The sequence below is a fragment of the Streptomyces sp. NPDC088810 genome (genome assembly GCF_044750305.1).
In the GTDB taxonomy this organism is placed as follows: domain Bacteria; phylum Actinomycetota; class Actinomycetes; order Streptomycetales; family Streptomycetaceae; genus Streptomyces.
Genome location: NZ_JBIVJQ010000001.1, coordinates 1180293 through 1195876 on the forward strand (window position 1 = coordinate 1180293; position 15584 = coordinate 1195876).

Here is a 15584-nt window from a genome sequence, read left to right on the forward strand (position 1 = left end):
AAAAGCGGAGGTTCACGAGAACGTGAACGTCCGCTTTTTGAGGGAACCTTCATTTCTTAGGAAAAGTACCCCGGGTCGGATTCGAACCGACGCTGGATGGTGTTTGAGACCATTGCCTCTACCGCTGGGCTACCGGGGCTCCCTTGAAAAGCAAGGTCGACGGGCACCCGCCGTGCCCCCACCTTACCGTAGCTAGGTAGGCTCTTGTCAGCAGTACCCCTGCCCTGAACGAGGAGCCCCCGTGACCGCCGAGTCGCCCCAGCCCGTAGACGTGCCCGACGACGACAAGTCGCACGTGCCTCCGCTGACGACCCGTGTCGTCATCGCCGAGGACGAGGCACTGATCCGGCTCGACCTCAAGGAAATGCTGGAGGAGGAGGGGTACACCGTCGTCGGCGAGGCCGGGGACGGTGAGCAGGCCGTCGAGCTGGCCCGCGAGCACAGGCCGGACCTGGTCATCCTGGACGTGAAGATGCCCAAGCTGGACGGCATCTCCGCGGCCGAGAAGATCGCCGAGGAGTCCATCGCGCCGGTCCTGATGCTCACCGCCTTCTCGCAGCGCGACCTCGTCGAGCGCGCCCGGGACGCCGGTGCCATGGCGTACCTGGTCAAGCCGTTCAGCAAGAGCGACGTCGTCCCGGCGATCGAGATGGCCGTCTCCCGGTTCACCGAGCTGAAGCAGCTGGAGAAGGAGGTCGCCGACCTCAGCCAGCGGCTGGAGACCCGCAAGCTGGTCGACCGCGCGAAGTCCATCCTGCAGACGGAGTACGGCCTGACCGAGCCGGCCGCCTTCCGCTGGATCCAGAAGACGTCCATGGACCGCCGCATGTCGATGCAGCAGGTCGCGGAGGCGGTCATCGCGGACAGCGAGGAGAAGAAGGCGGCCAAGAAGAGCTGAGCGGCCCCTGCGTACGACGAGGCCCGCGCCCCGGAGAAGAGGGCGCGGGCCTCGTCGTCGTATACGGACGGATCCGTGCGGACGGATCAGTCCTCGCCGAGGTAGGCCTTGCGGACGGACTCGTCGTGCAGCAGGTCCTGTCCCGTGCCGGAGAGGACGATGTTGCCGACCTCCATGACATGACCCTGGTCGGCGAGGGAGAGCGCGGCCTGGGCGTTCTGCTCGACCAGCAGGATCGTGGTGCCCTGCGCCTTCAGCTCGGCGATCGTCGCCATGATCTTCTGCATCATGATCGGCGACAGACCCATCGACGGCTCGTCCAGCATCAGCAGCTTCGGCTGGGACATCAGCGCCCTGCCCATCGCCAGCATCTGCTGCTCACCGCCCGAGAGGGTGCCCGCGGCCTGCTTGCGCCGCTCCCCGAGGATGGGGAAGAGGTCGTAGGCGCGCTGGATGTCCTTCTCGATGCCGGGCTTGTCGTTGCGCAGGAACGCGCCGAGGCGCAGGTTGTCCTCGATGCTCATGCGCGGGAAGATGTGCCGCCCCTCGGGGGAGTGGGCGAGGCCCAGCGAGACCACCTGGTGGGCCGGGACCTTCTTCAGTGACCTGCCGTTGAACTTGATCTGTCCGCCGACCGGCTTGAGCAGTCCGGACAGCGTGCGCAGGGTGGTGGTCTTGCCGGCGCCGTTGGTGCCGATGAGGGTGACGACCTGACCGGCCTCGACCTTGAAGGAGATGCCCTTGACGGCCTCGATCTTGCCGTAGGCGACTCTGAGGTCCTCGACTTCCAGCAGTGTGGTCATCGGTCGTTCTCCTTGCCGGGCGCGGCGTCCGTGGTGGTCTCGGCGTGGGCCTCGGCGGCTTCCACCTCGGCCACCTCCTCGGCGCCGGGCGCGTTCTCGAAGGGTTCGCCGAGGTAGGCCGCGACCACCCGTTCGTCGCCCTGGACGGTCGCGCTGTCGCCCTCGATGAGCTTCTCGCCCTGGACGAGTACGGCCACGCGGTCGCACAGGTTGAAGATGAAGCGCATGTCGTGCTCGATGACGAGGACGGCGATGCCCATGTCCCGGATGGCGAAGACCAGTTCCTCGGTGGTCCGGGTCTCCTGCGGGTTCATGCCGGCCGTCGGCTCGTCGAGGAGCAGCAGTCCGGGTTCGCTGGCCAGGGCGCGGGCGATCTCGAGTTTGCGCTGTTCGCCGTAGGGCAGGTTGCGGGCGAGGTGTTCGGCCTTGTGGTCGAGGCCGACGAAGGCCAGCAGTTCCATGGCGCGGTCCCTGGAGGCCTTTTCGGCCTTGTGGAAGCCGGGGCCGCGCAGTACGGCGGACCAGAAGCCTTCTTTGGTGCGGGTGTGCCGGCCGACGAGCACGTTCTCCAGGACGGTCATGTTGGCGAAGAGCCGGATGTTCTGGAAGGTGCGTGCGATGCCGGCCGCGGTGACCTTGAAGGACTTGGGCGGCAGGACGTTGCCCTTGTACCGGACTTCGCCCTCGGTGGGGACGTAGAGGCCGGTCAGGCAGTTGAAGAAGGTGGTCTTGCCGGCGCCGTTGGGGCCGATGAGGCCGACGATCTCGCCGGCGCCGACGGTGAGGTCGACGCCGCGTACGGCGGTGAGGCCGCCGAAGCGCATGGTCACGCCGCGGGCGTCGAGGACGGTCTCGCCGGGCGCGGCGGCGCCGGGGGTGGTGTCCTTGGTGGTGGTGTCGGTGGTCATGGTGGTCAGGCCCCCGCCTTCGTCAGGAGGGTGGGTGCTTCCGCGTCTTCGTGGAACTCGAGCTGGCGGCGCCGGTTGGGGATGAGGCCCTCGGGGCGGAACCGCATCAGGAGGATGAGCGCGAGACCGAAGGCGAAGAGCTGGTAGTTGCCGAGGAACTGGAGCTTGTTGGGGATGAGGAAGAGCAGGGCGGCGCCGATCAGCGGACCGCTGATGGTGCCCATGCCGCCGAGGACGACCGCGGCGAGCAGGAACGCGGAGTTGGGCGGGATGGGGCCGGCGAACAGGTACTGCTCGGGGGTCACGGTGTAGGTGACGTGGGCCTGGACGGTGCCGGCGAGGCCGGCGAGCGAGGCGCCGACGGCGAAGGCGATCAGCTTGACCCGGAAGCCGTTGATGCCCATGGCGAGCGCGGCGGTCTCGTCCTCGCGGATGGCCACCCAGGCGCGTCCGATGCGGGAGTTGCCGCTGCGGCGGAACACCAGCACCACGACCGCGGTGATGAGCAGCATCAGGAAGAAGTAGTTCGCGAACCGGCCGATGGTGAAGCCGCCCATGGCGTGCTGGGCGCCGAAGTCGAAGCCGAGGACGTCGAGGTTCGGGATAGAGGAGACACCGTTGGAGCCGTTGGTGAGGTCGGGTCCGGAGGTGCCGTCGAGGTTGTTCGCCGTGATGCGGAAGATCTCACCGAAGCCGAGGGTGACGATGGCGAGGTAGTCGCCGCGCAGCCGGAGCGTCGGGGCGCCGATCAGCACACCGAAGACCAGCGAGGCGGCGGCGCCGACCAGGACGGCGGCCCAGAACGGGAAGTGCACGTCGAACGGCGAGCTGGGGGAGCCGGAGACCAGGGCCGCCGCGTAGGCGCCGACGCCGAGGAAGGCGACGTAGCCGAGGTCGAGGAGGCCGGCGAGGCCGACGACGATGTTCAGGCCGAGGGCGACGGTGGCGAAGATCAGGATGTAGACGCCGAGGGTGGCGTACTGGTCGTCGGTCTGGGTGAAGGGGAACAGTGCCGCCGCGACGAAGGCGCCGCAGATGGTGATGTTCGTGTGCCGGGAGGCGATCTGTGAGGCGTGGGCGATGACACCGGCCTTGTTGAGGGCGGCGAAGCCGAGGCCGGCGGTGATGAGGAAGCCGATGAACAGTTCGTCGTACTCGGTGCCGATGCCGTAGGTGAAGACGACGAGGCCGAGTGCGAGCATCCCGACGATGATCAGGATTTCGGCGTACGACGGGAGTGTGGCCACGGGCCGGGGGGAGCCGCCGGCGAAGACCGCCTTGGTGATCTCCCACTTGTGTGCGGCGCCGTGCTTGAACTTCTCCCAGCCGGTGTCGTCGGGGTCGATCGGGTCGGGCTCGGGCCGCTGGAAGGGCAGGGCGAGGGCGCCGGCGAGGGCGGCGAGGCTGGCGACGGCGACGAGGTAGCCGCCGGGTTCGAGGTTGACGACTCCGCCGAGGTCGGTGCTGATGGCGATGACCGTGTACCAGGCGGTGGCGAAGGTGGCCAGGGTGGCGAACTTCAGGGCGGGGGCGGGGCCGGCGGGCACCAGCCAGGCCAGGCCCCGGAGGCCGTAGGAGGCCAGTGCGATGAGGGTGGCGAGGGCCGCGCCGATGAGGACGAGGACCTGCAGGCCGCCGGGGTAGCCGTAGACGGTGAGGTCGCCGGGGAAGGCGGAGGTCCAGGTCCAGGCGAGGAAGGTGGAGGCGATCGTCAGGACGCTGCCGCCGAGGGCGAGGGCGCGGGCGGCCTTCTCCGGCAGGGGCAGCAGGCCGGAGGGGGTGTCGGCCTTGGGGGCGCCGGGGGTGTCGGGTGCGGTGGTCTGTGTGGTCATCGGTGTCACGCCCTGTCCGCGACGCGCTCGCCGAGCAGGCCCTGTGGCCTGAACAGCAGTACGAGGATGAGGAGTACGAAGGCCCAGACGTCGGCCCAGGACTGGCTGCCGAACTTGTCCATGCCGGGGATGTCGGCGATGTAGGCGGTGGCCAGGGTCTCGGCCACGCCGAGGACCACGCCGCCGATCATGGCGCCGTAGATGTTGCCGATGCCGCCGAGGACGGCTGCGGTGAACGCCTTCAGACCGAGGATGAAGCCCATGCGGAAGTTGATCTCGCCGTACTTCAGGCCGTAGGCGACGGCTCCGACGGCGGCGAACGCGGCGCCGAGCGCGAACGCGATCACGATGATGCGGTCGGTGTTGACGCCCATCAGCTTGGCGGTGTCCGGATCCTGCGCGGTGGCCTGCATGCCGCGGCCGGTGCGGGTCTTCATCACGAACCAGGCGAGGACGGCCATGCTGATGGGGGCCGCGACGACGAGGAAGATGTCGCCGGTCTGGATGGTGACGCTGCCGATCTCGAAGGGGCCGCCGGCGATCTGCGGGAAGGTGCGCGCGGACTTCGCCTCCGGGTACCAGGCCCACACCGCCTGCTGGAGCGCCAGGGAGAGGCCGATGGCGGTGATCAGGGGGGCGAGGCGGGGGGCGTTGCGGAGGGGCCGGTAGGCGAACCGTTCCGCTCCGACGGCGATGGCGACCGCGACGATCACGGCGCCGACGATCATCAGCGGCAGCGCGATCCACATGCTGGTGCCGCCGGGAAGCCAGAGCCAGACCGTGAGAGCGCCGAACGCGCCCGTCATGAATATCTCGCCGTGGGCGAAGTTGATGAGCTGGACAATGCCGTAGACCATTGTGTAGCCGATGGCGACCAGCCCGTACATGGATCCTAGTAGCAGGCCGTTGACCAGCTGCTGCGGCAGTTCGTTCACCGCATGTCCTCCGAGCGTTCGGAAAGTGCGAGGGATGTGGCCGGATGCGAGTCCGCGCGGGGCGCCAGTGGAACAGCGCCCCGCGCGGCTCTTGAGTGGGTCGGGCGTGGATCAGCCGGTGTAGGTACCGGACTTGACGGGCACCCAGGCACCGTTCTTCACGGCGTACACGGTCAGCTGCTTGTTGGTGGCGTCGCCGTACTCGTCGAAGGAGACCTTGCCGGTCACGCCGTCGAAGGCCACGCCCTGCATCGCCTCGGTGATCTTGGCGCGGGCGTCGGAGGGGAGCTTGCCGCCGTTGGCGTCGACGACCTTCTTCACGGCCTCGATGACCGCCCAGGCGGAGTCGTAGGCGTAGCCGCCGTAGGCGGAGTACTCCTCCTTGTAGCCCGCGGCCTTGTAGTCGGCCACGAACTGCTTGGCGGAGGGCAGGTCCTCGACCGGGGCGCCGACGGAGGTGGCCAGGTCGCCGGTGGCCTCGGAGCCCGCCAGCTTCATGTACGTGTCGTCCTTGATGCCGTCGCCGCCGACCAGCGAGATCTTGGCACCGGCGGCCTTGATCTGCTTGCTGAGCGGGCCGGCCTGGGGGTACTCGCCGCCGTAGTAGACGACCTCGGCACCGGAGTTCTTGACCTTGGTGGCGACCGCGGAGAAGTCCTTGGCGTCGGGGTTGATGTGCTCGGTGCCGACCACCTTGCCGCCGAGCTTCTTGAACTCCGTGGTGAAGGTCGCGGCGAGGCCGGAGCCGTAGGTCTTCTTGTCGTCGATGACGAAGACCTTCTTCTTCTTGGCCGTGTTGTAGACGTACTGGGCGGCGAACGGGCCCTGGATGGCGTCCGTGGTCGCGGTGCGGAAGTACGCCTTGTACGGGCGGACCTTCTTGTTCTGCCAGTCCTGGCCCTGGGTCAGGGCCGGGCCGGTGTTGGCCGGGGAGACCTGCACCAGCTTGGCGTCGTCGAAGACCTTCTGCATCGACTCGGCGACCGAGGAGTTCAGCGGGCCGACGACGCCGAGGACGCTCTTGTCCGAGACGAACGTGGAGGCGTTCTGCTGGCCGGCGGACGGCTGGGCCTGGTCGTCGCGGGCGTCGATCTTGAAGGTGATGCCCTTGACCAGGTTCTGCTTGTTGGCGTTCTTGGCGGCGAGGTCCGCCGAGTTCTTGATGCCGAGGCCCATGGCGGACAGGTCGCCGGTCAGGGGGGCGTCGACACCGATGACGACGGTGGTGCCGCCGTTGCCCGAGTCGGAACCCTTGTCGCCGCTGTCGCGCGAGCCGCAGGCGGTGAGGGTGAGCGCTCCCGCCGCCAGCGCGGCGGTGATGGCGATAAGCGAACGTTGACGCACGATCAGTCCTTTCCCCAGGCACAACCGCCTCCCCGTGGAAGCGGTCGAGTCGCGCGCCGCGCAAATTTTGGACAATCCGAAGGCGCGGTGACTGGCCGTGACTCTAAGCGTGTGTGGGGAACGTGGAGGAGTGTCTGACCGAGGCTGTGACGCTCTTGTTATGACACGACGTAATGCAGAGCGGTACTGGGTGGGGTGGAAGGTGGAATTCAGGTGGATTCGCGCCGTCCACATTTTGAGAACCCGCAGGACTCGCCGTGATCGTTCCAGGTGTCTCAGCTGTTTTGGTGATTACCTGGATCTGTTGCTGCAGGCTACTTCCAGGGCGTGGGAGAGGTCCTGTGCGTAGCGCGCCCCCGGGATGAAGCTCTGCGTCTGTATTGCACGTGTATTACGCAGAGTTACGTCGAGGAAAGGGAGCCCGGCGTCCCTGGGGGCTTTTTCGCAGTCCGTCACGTGCATGGTTATTGTGATCTTGCGGGCCGAATCCGCCCGGGTTCGGAACGGAGCGGGTGGTGTCGTGGTCAGGGTCAGCCCCGCGTACGGCTGGCTCACCCGGGTCACGGTGACCGGCGGCCCCGACGCCACGCTCACCAGGACGGCGAAGCTGAAGCTGCGCGGCGGGGCGCCCGCCGGAGGGGTCCGGGCGTCGAGGTAGGTCACGTCCACCACTTGGGCGGGGTACGGCACCTGCGCGGGCCTGCGTGGCGGGTGCGGGGGCGGCTGCTGCGGCCGCGTGGCGTAGAGGTAGCCGCCGCCCAGGAGGACGGCCGCGGCGGCGAGGGCGAAGGCGATCCGCCGGTGGCGGGCGTACCAGGAGACCAGGGCGGTGCGCGTCCGGCCGGCCGGGAACGCCTCCTCCGGCTGCCGGTCGTCCCGCGCGCGGGTGCCCTCACCGGGCTCCGGGGGACCGATGCCGCTCATGTCCACGGGCCTCCGCTCGGGGTCCCGTGGCGGTAGCGCTCGGTGCACGCCGTACGCGCCTGACGGACGATCAACTTGTCGGCCAATGCGGAACCTTGACGGTGTTTCACGGGCCGCGCGGCGTCCACGACGTCCCGCAGGATCTCGTACTGCCCGTGGGACAGCCCCATCGACTGGTAGTCGCCGTAGGAGTCACCGTCGAGAACCTCGCGCGACCAGTAGGTGATGAGCCGCGCGCACAGATCGGCGTCGGAGGCCGGCTGTCCGGGGGCCGGGGAGGAGGCGGCTGCCGAACCCGGGGAGGACGTGGGGGCGGCCGGGGACTGCGGGGGATGCGGGGAGCCGCTCGGCCCGGCGCAGCCCGTCGCGCACAGCACCGCCGGCGCCGCCAGCCCGAGCACCAGGAACCTCACCCCCGGCCGGGGGCCTCCTCGCCGTCCCATGTGCCGAAGCTAAGGGGAGGGAGGGCGAGGGGCAACGCTCCGGCGGAGCCGGACTCAGCTTCCGGCGGGTTCCGTGGGCCCGTCGCCCGGCCGCACGTCCCGCAGCAGGCAGGTCAGCCGGGCGGTGCAGACCCGGCGGCCCGCCTCGTCGCTGATCACGATCTCGTACGTCGCCGTCGACCGGCCCCGGTGCACCGGCGTGGCCACGCCCGTCACCAGGCCCGAGCGGACCCCGCGGTGGTGCGTGCAGTTCAGGTCCACCCCGACCGCGATCTTTGAGGCGCCGCCGTGCAGCATCGAGCCGACCGAGCCCAGGGTCTCGGCGAGCACCGCGGAGGCACCGCCGTGCAGCAGGCCGTAGGGCTGGGTGTTGCCCTCCACCGGCATGGTCCCGACGACCTTGTCCGCCGAGGCCTCCAGGATCTGCACCCCCATGCGCGTGCCCAGGTGCCCGGCCGAGAACAGGGCGGGCAGGTCCACGCCGAGCGCCGCGTACTCGTCGATGACCTCCTGCGGGAACTTCACTCGCTGCTGCTCACCCATGGGCCCGGCTCCGTTCGTCGTCCAGCTGGCTGCTCGCTGAGCAAACGCTCAGTCGGTCGCCGATTGTTCCAGACGGCTCTGCGCGTCCTCGGTGTGGTCCTCCAGGCGTACGACGACGGACTTGCTGGCCGGGGTGTTGCTGGTGTCGGCGGTGGCGTCCAGCGGCACCAGTACGTTCGTCTCGGGGTAGTACGCCGCCGCACACCCCCGGGCCGTCGGATACAGCACCACCCGGAAGCCGGGCGCCCGCCGCTCCACCCCGTCCTGCCACTCGCTCACCAGGTCGACGTACGACCCCTCGGCGACCCCGAGCGCGCGGGCGTCCTCGGGGTGCACCAGCACCACCCGGCGTCCGCCGGTGATGCCCCGGTACCGGTCGTCCAGGCCGTAGATCGTGGTGTTGTACTGGTCGTGCGAGCGCAGGGTCTGCAGCAGCAGCCGGCCCTCGGGCAGCGCCGGGTACTCCACCGGCGCCGCCGTGAAGTTCGCCCTGCCCGTGGCGGTCGGGAAGCGGCGCTCGTCGCGCGGGGCGTGCGGCAGCGCGAAGCCGCCGGGCCGCGCCACGCGGGCGTTGAAGTCCTCGAAGCCGGGGATCACGCGCGCGATGCGGTCACGGATCGTCGCGTAGTCCTTCGCGAACTCCTCCCACGGCACGACACTGCGCTCGCCGAGCACCCGGCGCGCGAGCCCGCAGACGATGGCCGGCTCGGACCGCAGCTGCGGGCTCGCGGGCTTCAGGCGTCCGCGCGAGGCGTGCACCATGCCCATGGAGTCCTCGACCGTCACGAACTGCTCGCCGCCGTCCTGCACATCGCGCTCCGTCCGGCCCAGGGTGGGCAGGATCAGCGCCCGCGCGCCCGTGACCACGTGCGAGCGGTTCAGCTTGGTCGACACGTGCACCGTCAGCCGTGCGCGGCGCATCGCGGCCTCGGTGACCTCGGTGTCGGGCGAGGCGGAGACGAAGTTGCCGCCCATGGCGAAGAACACCTTCGCCTCGCCGTCGCGCAGCGCGCGGATCGCCCGTACGACGTCGAAGCCGTGCTCGCGCGGCGGCGCGAACCCGAACTCCTTCTCCAGGGCGTCCAGGAAGGCCGGGGCGGGCCGCTCGAAGATGCCCATGGTGCGGTCGCCCTGGACATTGCTGTGCCCGCGCACCGGGCACACACCCGCGCCCGGGCGCCCGATGTTGCCGCGCAGCAGCAGGAAGTTGACCACCTCGCGGATGGTCGGGACGGCGTGCTTGTGCTGGGTGAGGCCCATGGCCCAGCAGACGATCGTCCGCTTCGAGGCGAGGACCATGCCGAGGGCCCGCTCGATCTCCGCGCGCGTGAGGCCGGTCGCGGTCAGCGTCTCGTCCCAGTCGGCGGCACGCGCGGCCGCCGCGAACTCCTCGAAGCCGTGGGTGTGCTCGCGCACGAACTCCTCGTCGACCGCGCCGTCGGTCTCCAGGATCAGCTTGTTGAGGAGCCGGAAGAGAGCCTGGTCGCCGCCGATGCGGATCTGCAGGAACAGGTCGGTGAGGGCGGCGCCCTTGAGGAGGCCCTGCGGGGTCTGGGGGTTCTTGAAGCGCTCCAGGCCCGCCTCGGGCAGCGGGTTGACGCTGATGACCTGTGCGCCGTTCGCCTTGGCCTTCTCCAGCGCGGAGAGCATCCGCGGATGGTTCGTGCCCGGGTTCTGGCCCGCGACGATGATCAGGTCGGCCTGGTACAGGTCCTCCAGCAGGACGCTGCCCTTGCCGATGCCGATGGTCTCGTTCAGCGCCGAACCGGACGACTCGTGGCACATGTTCGAGCAGTCCGGCAGGTTGTTCGTGCCCAGCTCGCGCGCGAAGAGCTGGTACAGGAACGCGGCCTCGTTGCTGGTGCGGCCCGAGGTGTAGAAGACGGCCTCGTCCGGGGAGCCGAGGGCGGCGATCTCCTCGGCGACGATGCCGAAGGCCCGCTCCCAGGAGACCGGCTCGTAGTGCGTGCCGCCCTCGGGGAGGTACATGGGGTGCGTGAGCCGGCCCTGCTGGCCCAGCCAGTAGCCGCTGCGGCCGGAGAGGTCGGCGACGGAGTGCGCGGCGAAGAACTCGGGCGTGACCCGGCGCAGGGTGGCCTCCTCGGCCACCGCCTTGGCGCCGTTCTCGCAGAACTCCGCCGCGTGCCGGCGGTCCGGCTCCGGCCAGGCGCAGCCCGGGCAGTCGAAGCCGTCCTTCTGGTTCACGCGCAGCAGCGTCAGCGCCGTGCGCCTCACCCCCATCTGCTGCTGGGCGATGCGCAGCGTGTGCCCGATGGCCGGCAGCCCGGCCGCCGCGTGCTTCGGCTCCGCGACCTGCGGCGCGTCCTGAACCGGATCACCCTTGGGCGGCTTCGTCGCCATCGCACGGTCCCCTTCGACTGCGTGTGAGAAGTACGCGGACGATCCTCCCACGGCCCGCCGACAAGGGGACCGGGCGGTAGCGGCCGCCTTGCTTGCACAGAGTCACCGTCACACCAGGTGACCGAAACGCGTCCGCGCGTACCCGGGGAGGAACCGCCCGGACCGGAGTGTCGGTGCGGCGTGGCAGGATCGGGGACGTGGCAGAGACAGCACCGAAGCAGACCGACAAGACCCCCGGCGGTACCCGTCCCCGGCTGATGCTCATGGACGGGCACTCGCTGGCCTACCGCGCGTTCTTCGCGCTGCCGGCGGAGAACTTCACGACCGCGACCGGCCAGCCGACGAACGCGATCTACGGCTTCGCGTCGATGCTGGCCAACACCCTGCGTGACGAGGCGCCCACGCACTTCGCGGTGGCCTTCGACGTCTCCCGCAAGACCTGGCGCTCCGAGCGGTTCACCGAGTACAAGGCGAACCGCTCCAAGACCCCGGACGAGTTCAAGGGCCAGGTCGAGCTGATCGGCGAGCTGCTCGACGCGATGCACGCCCCGCGCTTCGCCGTCGAGGGGTACGAGGCGGACGACGTCATCGCCACCCTCGCCACCCAGGCCGAGGCCGAGGGCTTCGAGGTGCTGATCGTCACCGGTGACCGCGACTCCTTCCAGCTGGTCACCGAGCACACCACCGTGCTCTACCCGACGAAGGGCGTCTCGGAGCTGACCCGGTTCACCCCGGAGAAGGTTTTCGAGAAGTACGGCTTGACGCCCGCCCAGTACCCCGACTTCGCGGCCCTGCGCGGCGACCCGTCCGACAACCTCCCCGGCATCCCCGGCGTCGGCGAGAAGACCGCCGCGAAGTGGATCAACCAGTTCGGCTCGTTCGCCGAGCTGGTCGAGCGGGTCGAGGAGGTCAAGGGCAAGGCCGGGCAGAACCTCCGCGACCACCTGGAGTCCGTCAAGCTCAACCGCGTCCTCACCGAGCTGGAGCGCGCGGTCGAGCTGCCGAAGACGGTCGCCGACCTGGAGCGGGCCCCGTACGACCGCAAGGCCGTCGCGATGGTCCTGGACACCCTGGAGATCCGCAACCCGTCCCTGCGCGAGCGCCTCTTCGCCGTCGACCCCGGCACCGAGGAGGCCGAGACCACCCCGGTCACCACCGACGGCGTGGAGATCGACGGCCGCATCCTGCGCACCGGCGAGCTGGCCCCCTGGCTCGCCGAGCACGGCGCCGGGACCCTGGGCGTGGCCACCGTCGACACCTGGGCGCTGGGCACCGGCTCGGTCGCCGAGGTCGCCCTCGCCGCGGCCGGGGGAGCGGCGGGCTGGTTCGACCCGGCCGAGCTGGACGAGGCCGACGAGAACGCGTTCGCGGCCTGGCTGGCCGACGCCGACCGCCCCAAGGTGTTCCACAACGCCAAGGGCGCCATGCGCGTCTTCGCCGAGCACGGCTGGAGCGTCGAGGGCGTGACCATGGACACCGCGCTCGCCGCCTACCTGGTCAAGCCCGGCCGCCGCTCCTTCGACCTGGACGCGCTGTCCCTGGAGTACCTGCACCGCGAGCTGGCCCCCGCCGCCGCGGCCGACGGCCAGCTGGCCTTCGGCGCGGACGAGGGCGCCGAGGCCGAGGCCCTGATGGTCCAGGCCCGCGCCGTCCTGGACCTCGGCACGGCCTTCGGGACGCGACTGGAGGAGGTGGGCGCCGCCGATCTGCTCCGTGACATGGAGCTGCCCACCTCCGCGCTGCTCGCCCGCATGGAGCGCCACGGCATCGCGGCGGACCGCCCGCACCTCGAAGCGATGGAACAGATGTTCGCTGGTGCGGTGCAGCAGGCCGTGAAGGAGGCGCACGCCGCGGCCGGCCACGAGTTCAACCTGGGCTCGCCCAAGCAGCTCCAGGAGGTCCTCTTCGGCGAGCTCGCGCTGCCGAAGACGAAGAAGACCAAGACCGGCTACACCACCGACGCGGACGCGCTGGCCTGGCTCGCCGCCCAGACCGACAACGAACTGCCGGTGATCATGCTCCGGCACCGGGAGCAGGCGAAGCTCCGCGTCACCGTCGAGGGCCTGATCAAGACCATCGCGGGCGACGGCCGTATCCACACCACCTTCAACCAGACGGTGGCCGCGACCGGACGCCTCTCCTCCACGGACCCCAACCTCCAGAACATCCCGGTCCGCACGGACGAAGGCCGGGCGATCCGCCGGGGCTTCGTGGTCGGCGAGGGCTTCGAGTCCCTGATGACCGCGGACTACAGCCAGATCGAACTGCGCGTGATGGCCCACCTCTCCGAGGACGCCGGCCTGATCCAGGCGTTCACCTCCGGCGAGGACCTGCACACCACCGCCGCCTCCCAGGTGTTCGGCGTCGAGCCCGGCGCGGTGGACGCCGAGATGCGGCGCAAGATCAAGGCGATGTCGTACGGCCTGGCCTACGGCCTGTCCGCGTTCGGCCTCTCCCAGCAGCTGAACATCGAGGCGGCCGAGGCGCGGGCGCTGATGGACGCGTACTTCGAGCGCTTCGGCGGGGTCCGGGACTATCTGCGCCGAGCGGTCGACGAGGCCCGGGCGACGGGTTACACGGCGACGCTCTTCGGGCGCCGCCGCTACCTCCCCGACCTCAACAGCGACAACCGCCAGCGCCGCGAGGCGGCCGAGCGCATGGCTCTGAACGCGCCCATCCAGGGCACGGCGGCGGACATCGTGAAGATCGCCATGCTCAAGGTGGACAGCGCGCTGCGGGCGGCGGACCTGAAGTCCCGCATGCTCCTGCAGGTCCACGACGAAATCGTCCTGGAGATCGCCCCCGGCGAGCGCGCGGCCGCCGAGGAACTCGTCCGCCGCGAAATGTCCAGCGCAGTCCACCTCAGGGCCCCCCTGGACGTCTCGGTGGGCGTGGGCCCGGACTGGGAATCGGCAGCCCACTAGCAGCCTGCGGCGCTCGGACGGAGGGGATGGGGCGCACGGGGGCGCGCTGCAACGAAGCGGGGGGCACTGCGACCGAGCGGCGGTGGCGGCGCGAACGAGGGAGCGCGGGGGCGTTGTGGCCAGGACACGGCCGACGCCCCCTCCATCCCCCCACTCGCGCCGCCGCTCCTCCGCCGTCCTCGCCCGCTGCCGGCGCGCCCCCGGCCCGCCGCAACCGCCGCTCCTGGTTCCGCCGCCCCCTTCCCCACCCCGGCCGACCCGTCCCCGCCGCAAAAACGATCACCCCCGACGGCGCACCCCGGCGGTGCCGAACCCACCCCGACCAGCACGGCACCGCTCCACCCGCCCGGCTCCACCCGCCGAAGCCCCGGAGGGCCCGTCACTCTCGTGGCCCCCGTCAAAACGCCCCTCACCGCCCGCAGCCGCAACACTGCGGGCATGGGTATACGCATGCTTCACCGCCGGACGCCCGAGGCAGCCACCGGGGCCTGGGCGGACACCGTCTCGGCGCAGGCCGTGCCCGCAGCGCCGGTCCCGGCCCTCGCGGCGGACGCAAGCACCGCCCGCATCCCGGCCGACCTGGCCACGACCGTCCGCCACGTCACCCAGCGCCTCCGGCGCGGACTCGCCGGCCGCCCGGCCCGCACCCCCGACTGGCGCCAGTGGACCGACCTGGCCCGCGGCTATCTCGCCCTCGTCCTCACCCTGATCCCGAGATCCCGCCCCCGGCCCACGCTCACGGTCTTCGTCGCGTCCCTCACCGAGCGACCGGCTGCTCCGGACTCGCACCGACCACCTCACCGGGACCCCCAGGGCCCCCAGGACCCACGGCCGGACGCCGGACCCTGACCCCGACGGCGTACAGCAGCAGCCCCAGGACCACCCCGGCGCCCGCGCCGAAGCACAGGGTGGGCACCAGCTCCCACGGCCTCGCGGCCGTAGCCCGCTGCTCCCACCACCGCGCCGCCCGCTGCGCCGCCCCCGCCAGCGCGCAGCCGCCGATCACCGCGAACGCGCACCACCGGTCCCGCGCGGACAGCACCGGCACCCCCGCCGGCGCCCCGCCCGGCGCCCGCCGCAGCGCGCGGACCACGAACACCGCGATCACCACGGCACCCGCCACCGAGGACCCGTACTGCAGCCACGTGAACAGCGGCATGCCGGCCGGACGGTCCCGGCCGATGGCCGGAATCAGTCGTGTACCCCACCGGTCGTGATGCGTGAACGCGTCCCACACCACATGGGTGAGCGCGCCGAGCACCGCGGAGCCGTACCACCGGCCCGCCGACGCGGCCCGCACGCGCGCGCGTGGCGCACCGCAGCGCAGCAGGGCGGCCGGCCTCCCCTGCCAGGCCCGTGGCAGCAGCGCCGGCAACGGCTCCCGGACCAGCAGCCACAGCCCCGCGAGGGCCCAGGCGATGAGCACGTCGACCGTGAAGACCCCGGCGAAGGCGTGCGTGACCGTGCCGAACTCCATGCCGCCCGGCAGGACACCGGCCGCGTAATAGGGCATGTCGGGCGCGCAGGAACCCGCGACGAGCACAGCCGGCACCAGCCGGCCCCGGCCGCTGCCGTCCCCGCGGATCGCGGGCAGCACGGCCGCCGCATGGCTGAGCGTGAACGGCAACGGAAACCCCCAGGGCGTTCGACGGCCCGTACTTCGGCGCCG

Annotated in this window: 13 protein-coding genes and 1 tRNA gene; 3 read left to right on the forward strand and 11 right to left on the reverse strand. The window is 70.7% G+C overall.

Annotated features, from left to right (window positions below; genetic code table 11):
• Nucleotides 1-66: 66 nt before the first annotated feature.
• Nucleotides 67-139: transfer RNA gene (locus ACIP4Y_RS05420), tRNA-Leu, on the reverse strand.
• Nucleotides 140-241: 102 nt separating this feature from the next.
• Here ACIP4Y_RS05420 and ACIP4Y_RS05425 point away from each other — a divergent pair.
• On the forward strand, nt 242-898 hold the full coding sequence (locus ACIP4Y_RS05425; protein ID WP_358639796.1) for a response regulator: 657 nt from the start codon (nt 242-244) through the stop codon (nt 896-898).
• 86 nt (nt 899-984) lie between these two features.
• Here the strand turns inward: ACIP4Y_RS05425 and ACIP4Y_RS05430 are convergent, their stop codons facing one another.
• The 9 genes from ACIP4Y_RS05430 to ACIP4Y_RS05470 all read right to left on the reverse strand — a co-directional run bounded on the left by ACIP4Y_RS05430 (nt 985) and on the right by ACIP4Y_RS05470 (nt 10991).
• Nucleotides 985-1701 carry an ABC transporter ATP-binding protein gene (locus tag ACIP4Y_RS05430; protein ID WP_358639798.1) on the reverse strand — a complete coding sequence of 239 codons (717 nt, stop codon included), beginning with the start codon at nt 1699-1701 and terminating at the stop codon, nt 985-987.
• On the reverse strand, nt 1698-2609 hold the full coding sequence (locus ACIP4Y_RS05435; protein ID WP_358639800.1) for an ABC transporter ATP-binding protein: 912 nt from the start codon (nt 2607-2609) through the stop codon (nt 1698-1700). The genes ACIP4Y_RS05430 and ACIP4Y_RS05435 overlap by 4 nt, the downstream gene beginning before the upstream one ends.
• Nucleotides 2610-2614: 5 nt before the next feature.
• Entirely contained in the window at nt 2615-4441 is a 1827-nt protein-coding gene (locus tag ACIP4Y_RS05440) for a branched-chain amino acid ABC transporter permease (protein WP_401387981.1), read from the reverse strand.
• 5 nt (nt 4442-4446) lie between these two features.
• The gene (locus tag ACIP4Y_RS05445; RefSeq protein ID WP_401387984.1) at nt 4447-5376 is read right to left on the reverse strand and encodes a branched-chain amino acid ABC transporter permease; all 930 of its coding nucleotides are present in this window, start codon (nt 5374-5376) and stop codon (nt 4447-4449) included.
• Nucleotides 5377-5487: 111 nt separating this feature from the next.
• On the reverse strand, nt 5488-6720 hold the full coding sequence (locus tag ACIP4Y_RS05450; protein ID WP_401387987.1) for a branched-chain amino acid ABC transporter substrate-binding protein: 1233 nt from the start codon (nt 6718-6720) through the stop codon (nt 5488-5490).
• Nucleotides 6721-7011: 291 nt separating this feature from the next.
• Nucleotides 7012-7644, reverse strand: coding sequence for a Tat pathway signal sequence domain protein (locus ACIP4Y_RS05455; RefSeq protein WP_401387990.1), 633 nt, complete (start codon nt 7642-7644; stop codon nt 7012-7014).
• Entirely contained in the window at nt 7641-8087 is a 447-nt protein-coding gene (locus ACIP4Y_RS05460) for a hypothetical protein (protein WP_401387993.1), read from the reverse strand. Before ACIP4Y_RS05460 ends, ACIP4Y_RS05455 begins: the two co-directional genes overlap by 4 nt.
• A 54-nt stretch (nt 8088-8141) precedes the next feature.
• Nucleotides 8142-8630 (reverse strand): hotdog fold thioesterase, encoded by a 489-nt coding sequence (locus ACIP4Y_RS05465; RefSeq protein WP_401387996.1) that lies wholly within the window; start codon nt 8628-8630, stop codon nt 8142-8144.
• 48 nt (nt 8631-8678) lie between these two features.
• Entirely contained in the window at nt 8679-10991 is a 2313-nt protein-coding gene (locus tag ACIP4Y_RS05470) for an FdhF/YdeP family oxidoreductase (RefSeq protein ID WP_401387999.1), read from the reverse strand.
• A 197-nt stretch (nt 10992-11188) separates the two neighbouring features.
• Between ACIP4Y_RS05470 and polA the strand changes: the two genes are divergently transcribed.
• Both polA and ACIP4Y_RS05480 read left to right on the forward strand, forming a co-directional pair.
• Nucleotides 11189-13915, forward strand: a complete 2727-nt coding sequence (gene polA / locus ACIP4Y_RS05475; RefSeq protein ID WP_401388002.1) for a DNA polymerase I — start codon at nt 11189-11191, stop codon at nt 13913-13915.
• 438 nt (nt 13916-14353) lie between these two features.
• The gene (locus ACIP4Y_RS05480; protein WP_358639818.1) at nt 14354-14764 is read left to right on the forward strand and encodes a hypothetical protein; all 411 of its coding nucleotides are present in this window, start codon (nt 14354-14356) and stop codon (nt 14762-14764) included.
• On the opposite strand, the gene ACIP4Y_RS05485 is transcribed toward ACIP4Y_RS05480, so the two are convergent.
• Entirely contained in the window at nt 14673-15542 is an 870-nt protein-coding gene (locus tag ACIP4Y_RS05485) for a DUF4184 family protein (RefSeq protein ID WP_401388005.1), read from the reverse strand. The genes ACIP4Y_RS05480 and ACIP4Y_RS05485 overlap by 92 nt on opposite strands.
• Nucleotides 15543-15584: the final 42 nt, after the last annotated feature.

Coding starts and splice junctions, on each gene's coding strand:
- ACIP4Y_RS05440 (WP_401387981.1), bottom strand. CDS start 4,441: ATGACCACACAGACCACCGCACCCGACACCCCCGGCGCCCCCAAGGCC.
- ACIP4Y_RS05455 (WP_401387990.1), bottom strand. CDS start 7,644: ATGAGCGGCATCGGTCCCCCGGAGCCCGGTGAGGGCACCCGCGCGCGG.
- ACIP4Y_RS05430 (WP_358639798.1), bottom strand. CDS start 1,701: ATGACCACACTGCTGGAAGTCGAGGACCTCAGAGTCGCCTACGGCAAG.
- ACIP4Y_RS05460 (WP_401387993.1), bottom strand. CDS start 8,087: ATGGGACGGCGAGGAGGCCCCCGGCCGGGGGTGAGGTTCCTGGTGCTC.
- ACIP4Y_RS05435 (WP_358639800.1), bottom strand. CDS start 2,609: ATGACCACCGACACCACCACCAAGGACACCACCCCCGGCGCCGCCGCG.
- ACIP4Y_RS05465 (WP_401387996.1), bottom strand. CDS start 8,630: ATGGGTGAGCAGCAGCGAGTGAAGTTCCCGCAGGAGGTCATCGACGAG.
- ACIP4Y_RS05480 (WP_358639818.1), top strand. CDS start 14,354: ATGGGTATACGCATGCTTCACCGCCGGACGCCCGAGGCAGCCACCGGG.
- ACIP4Y_RS05470 (WP_401387999.1), bottom strand. CDS start 10,991: ATGGCGACGAAGCCGCCCAAGGGTGATCCGGTTCAGGACGCGCCGCAG.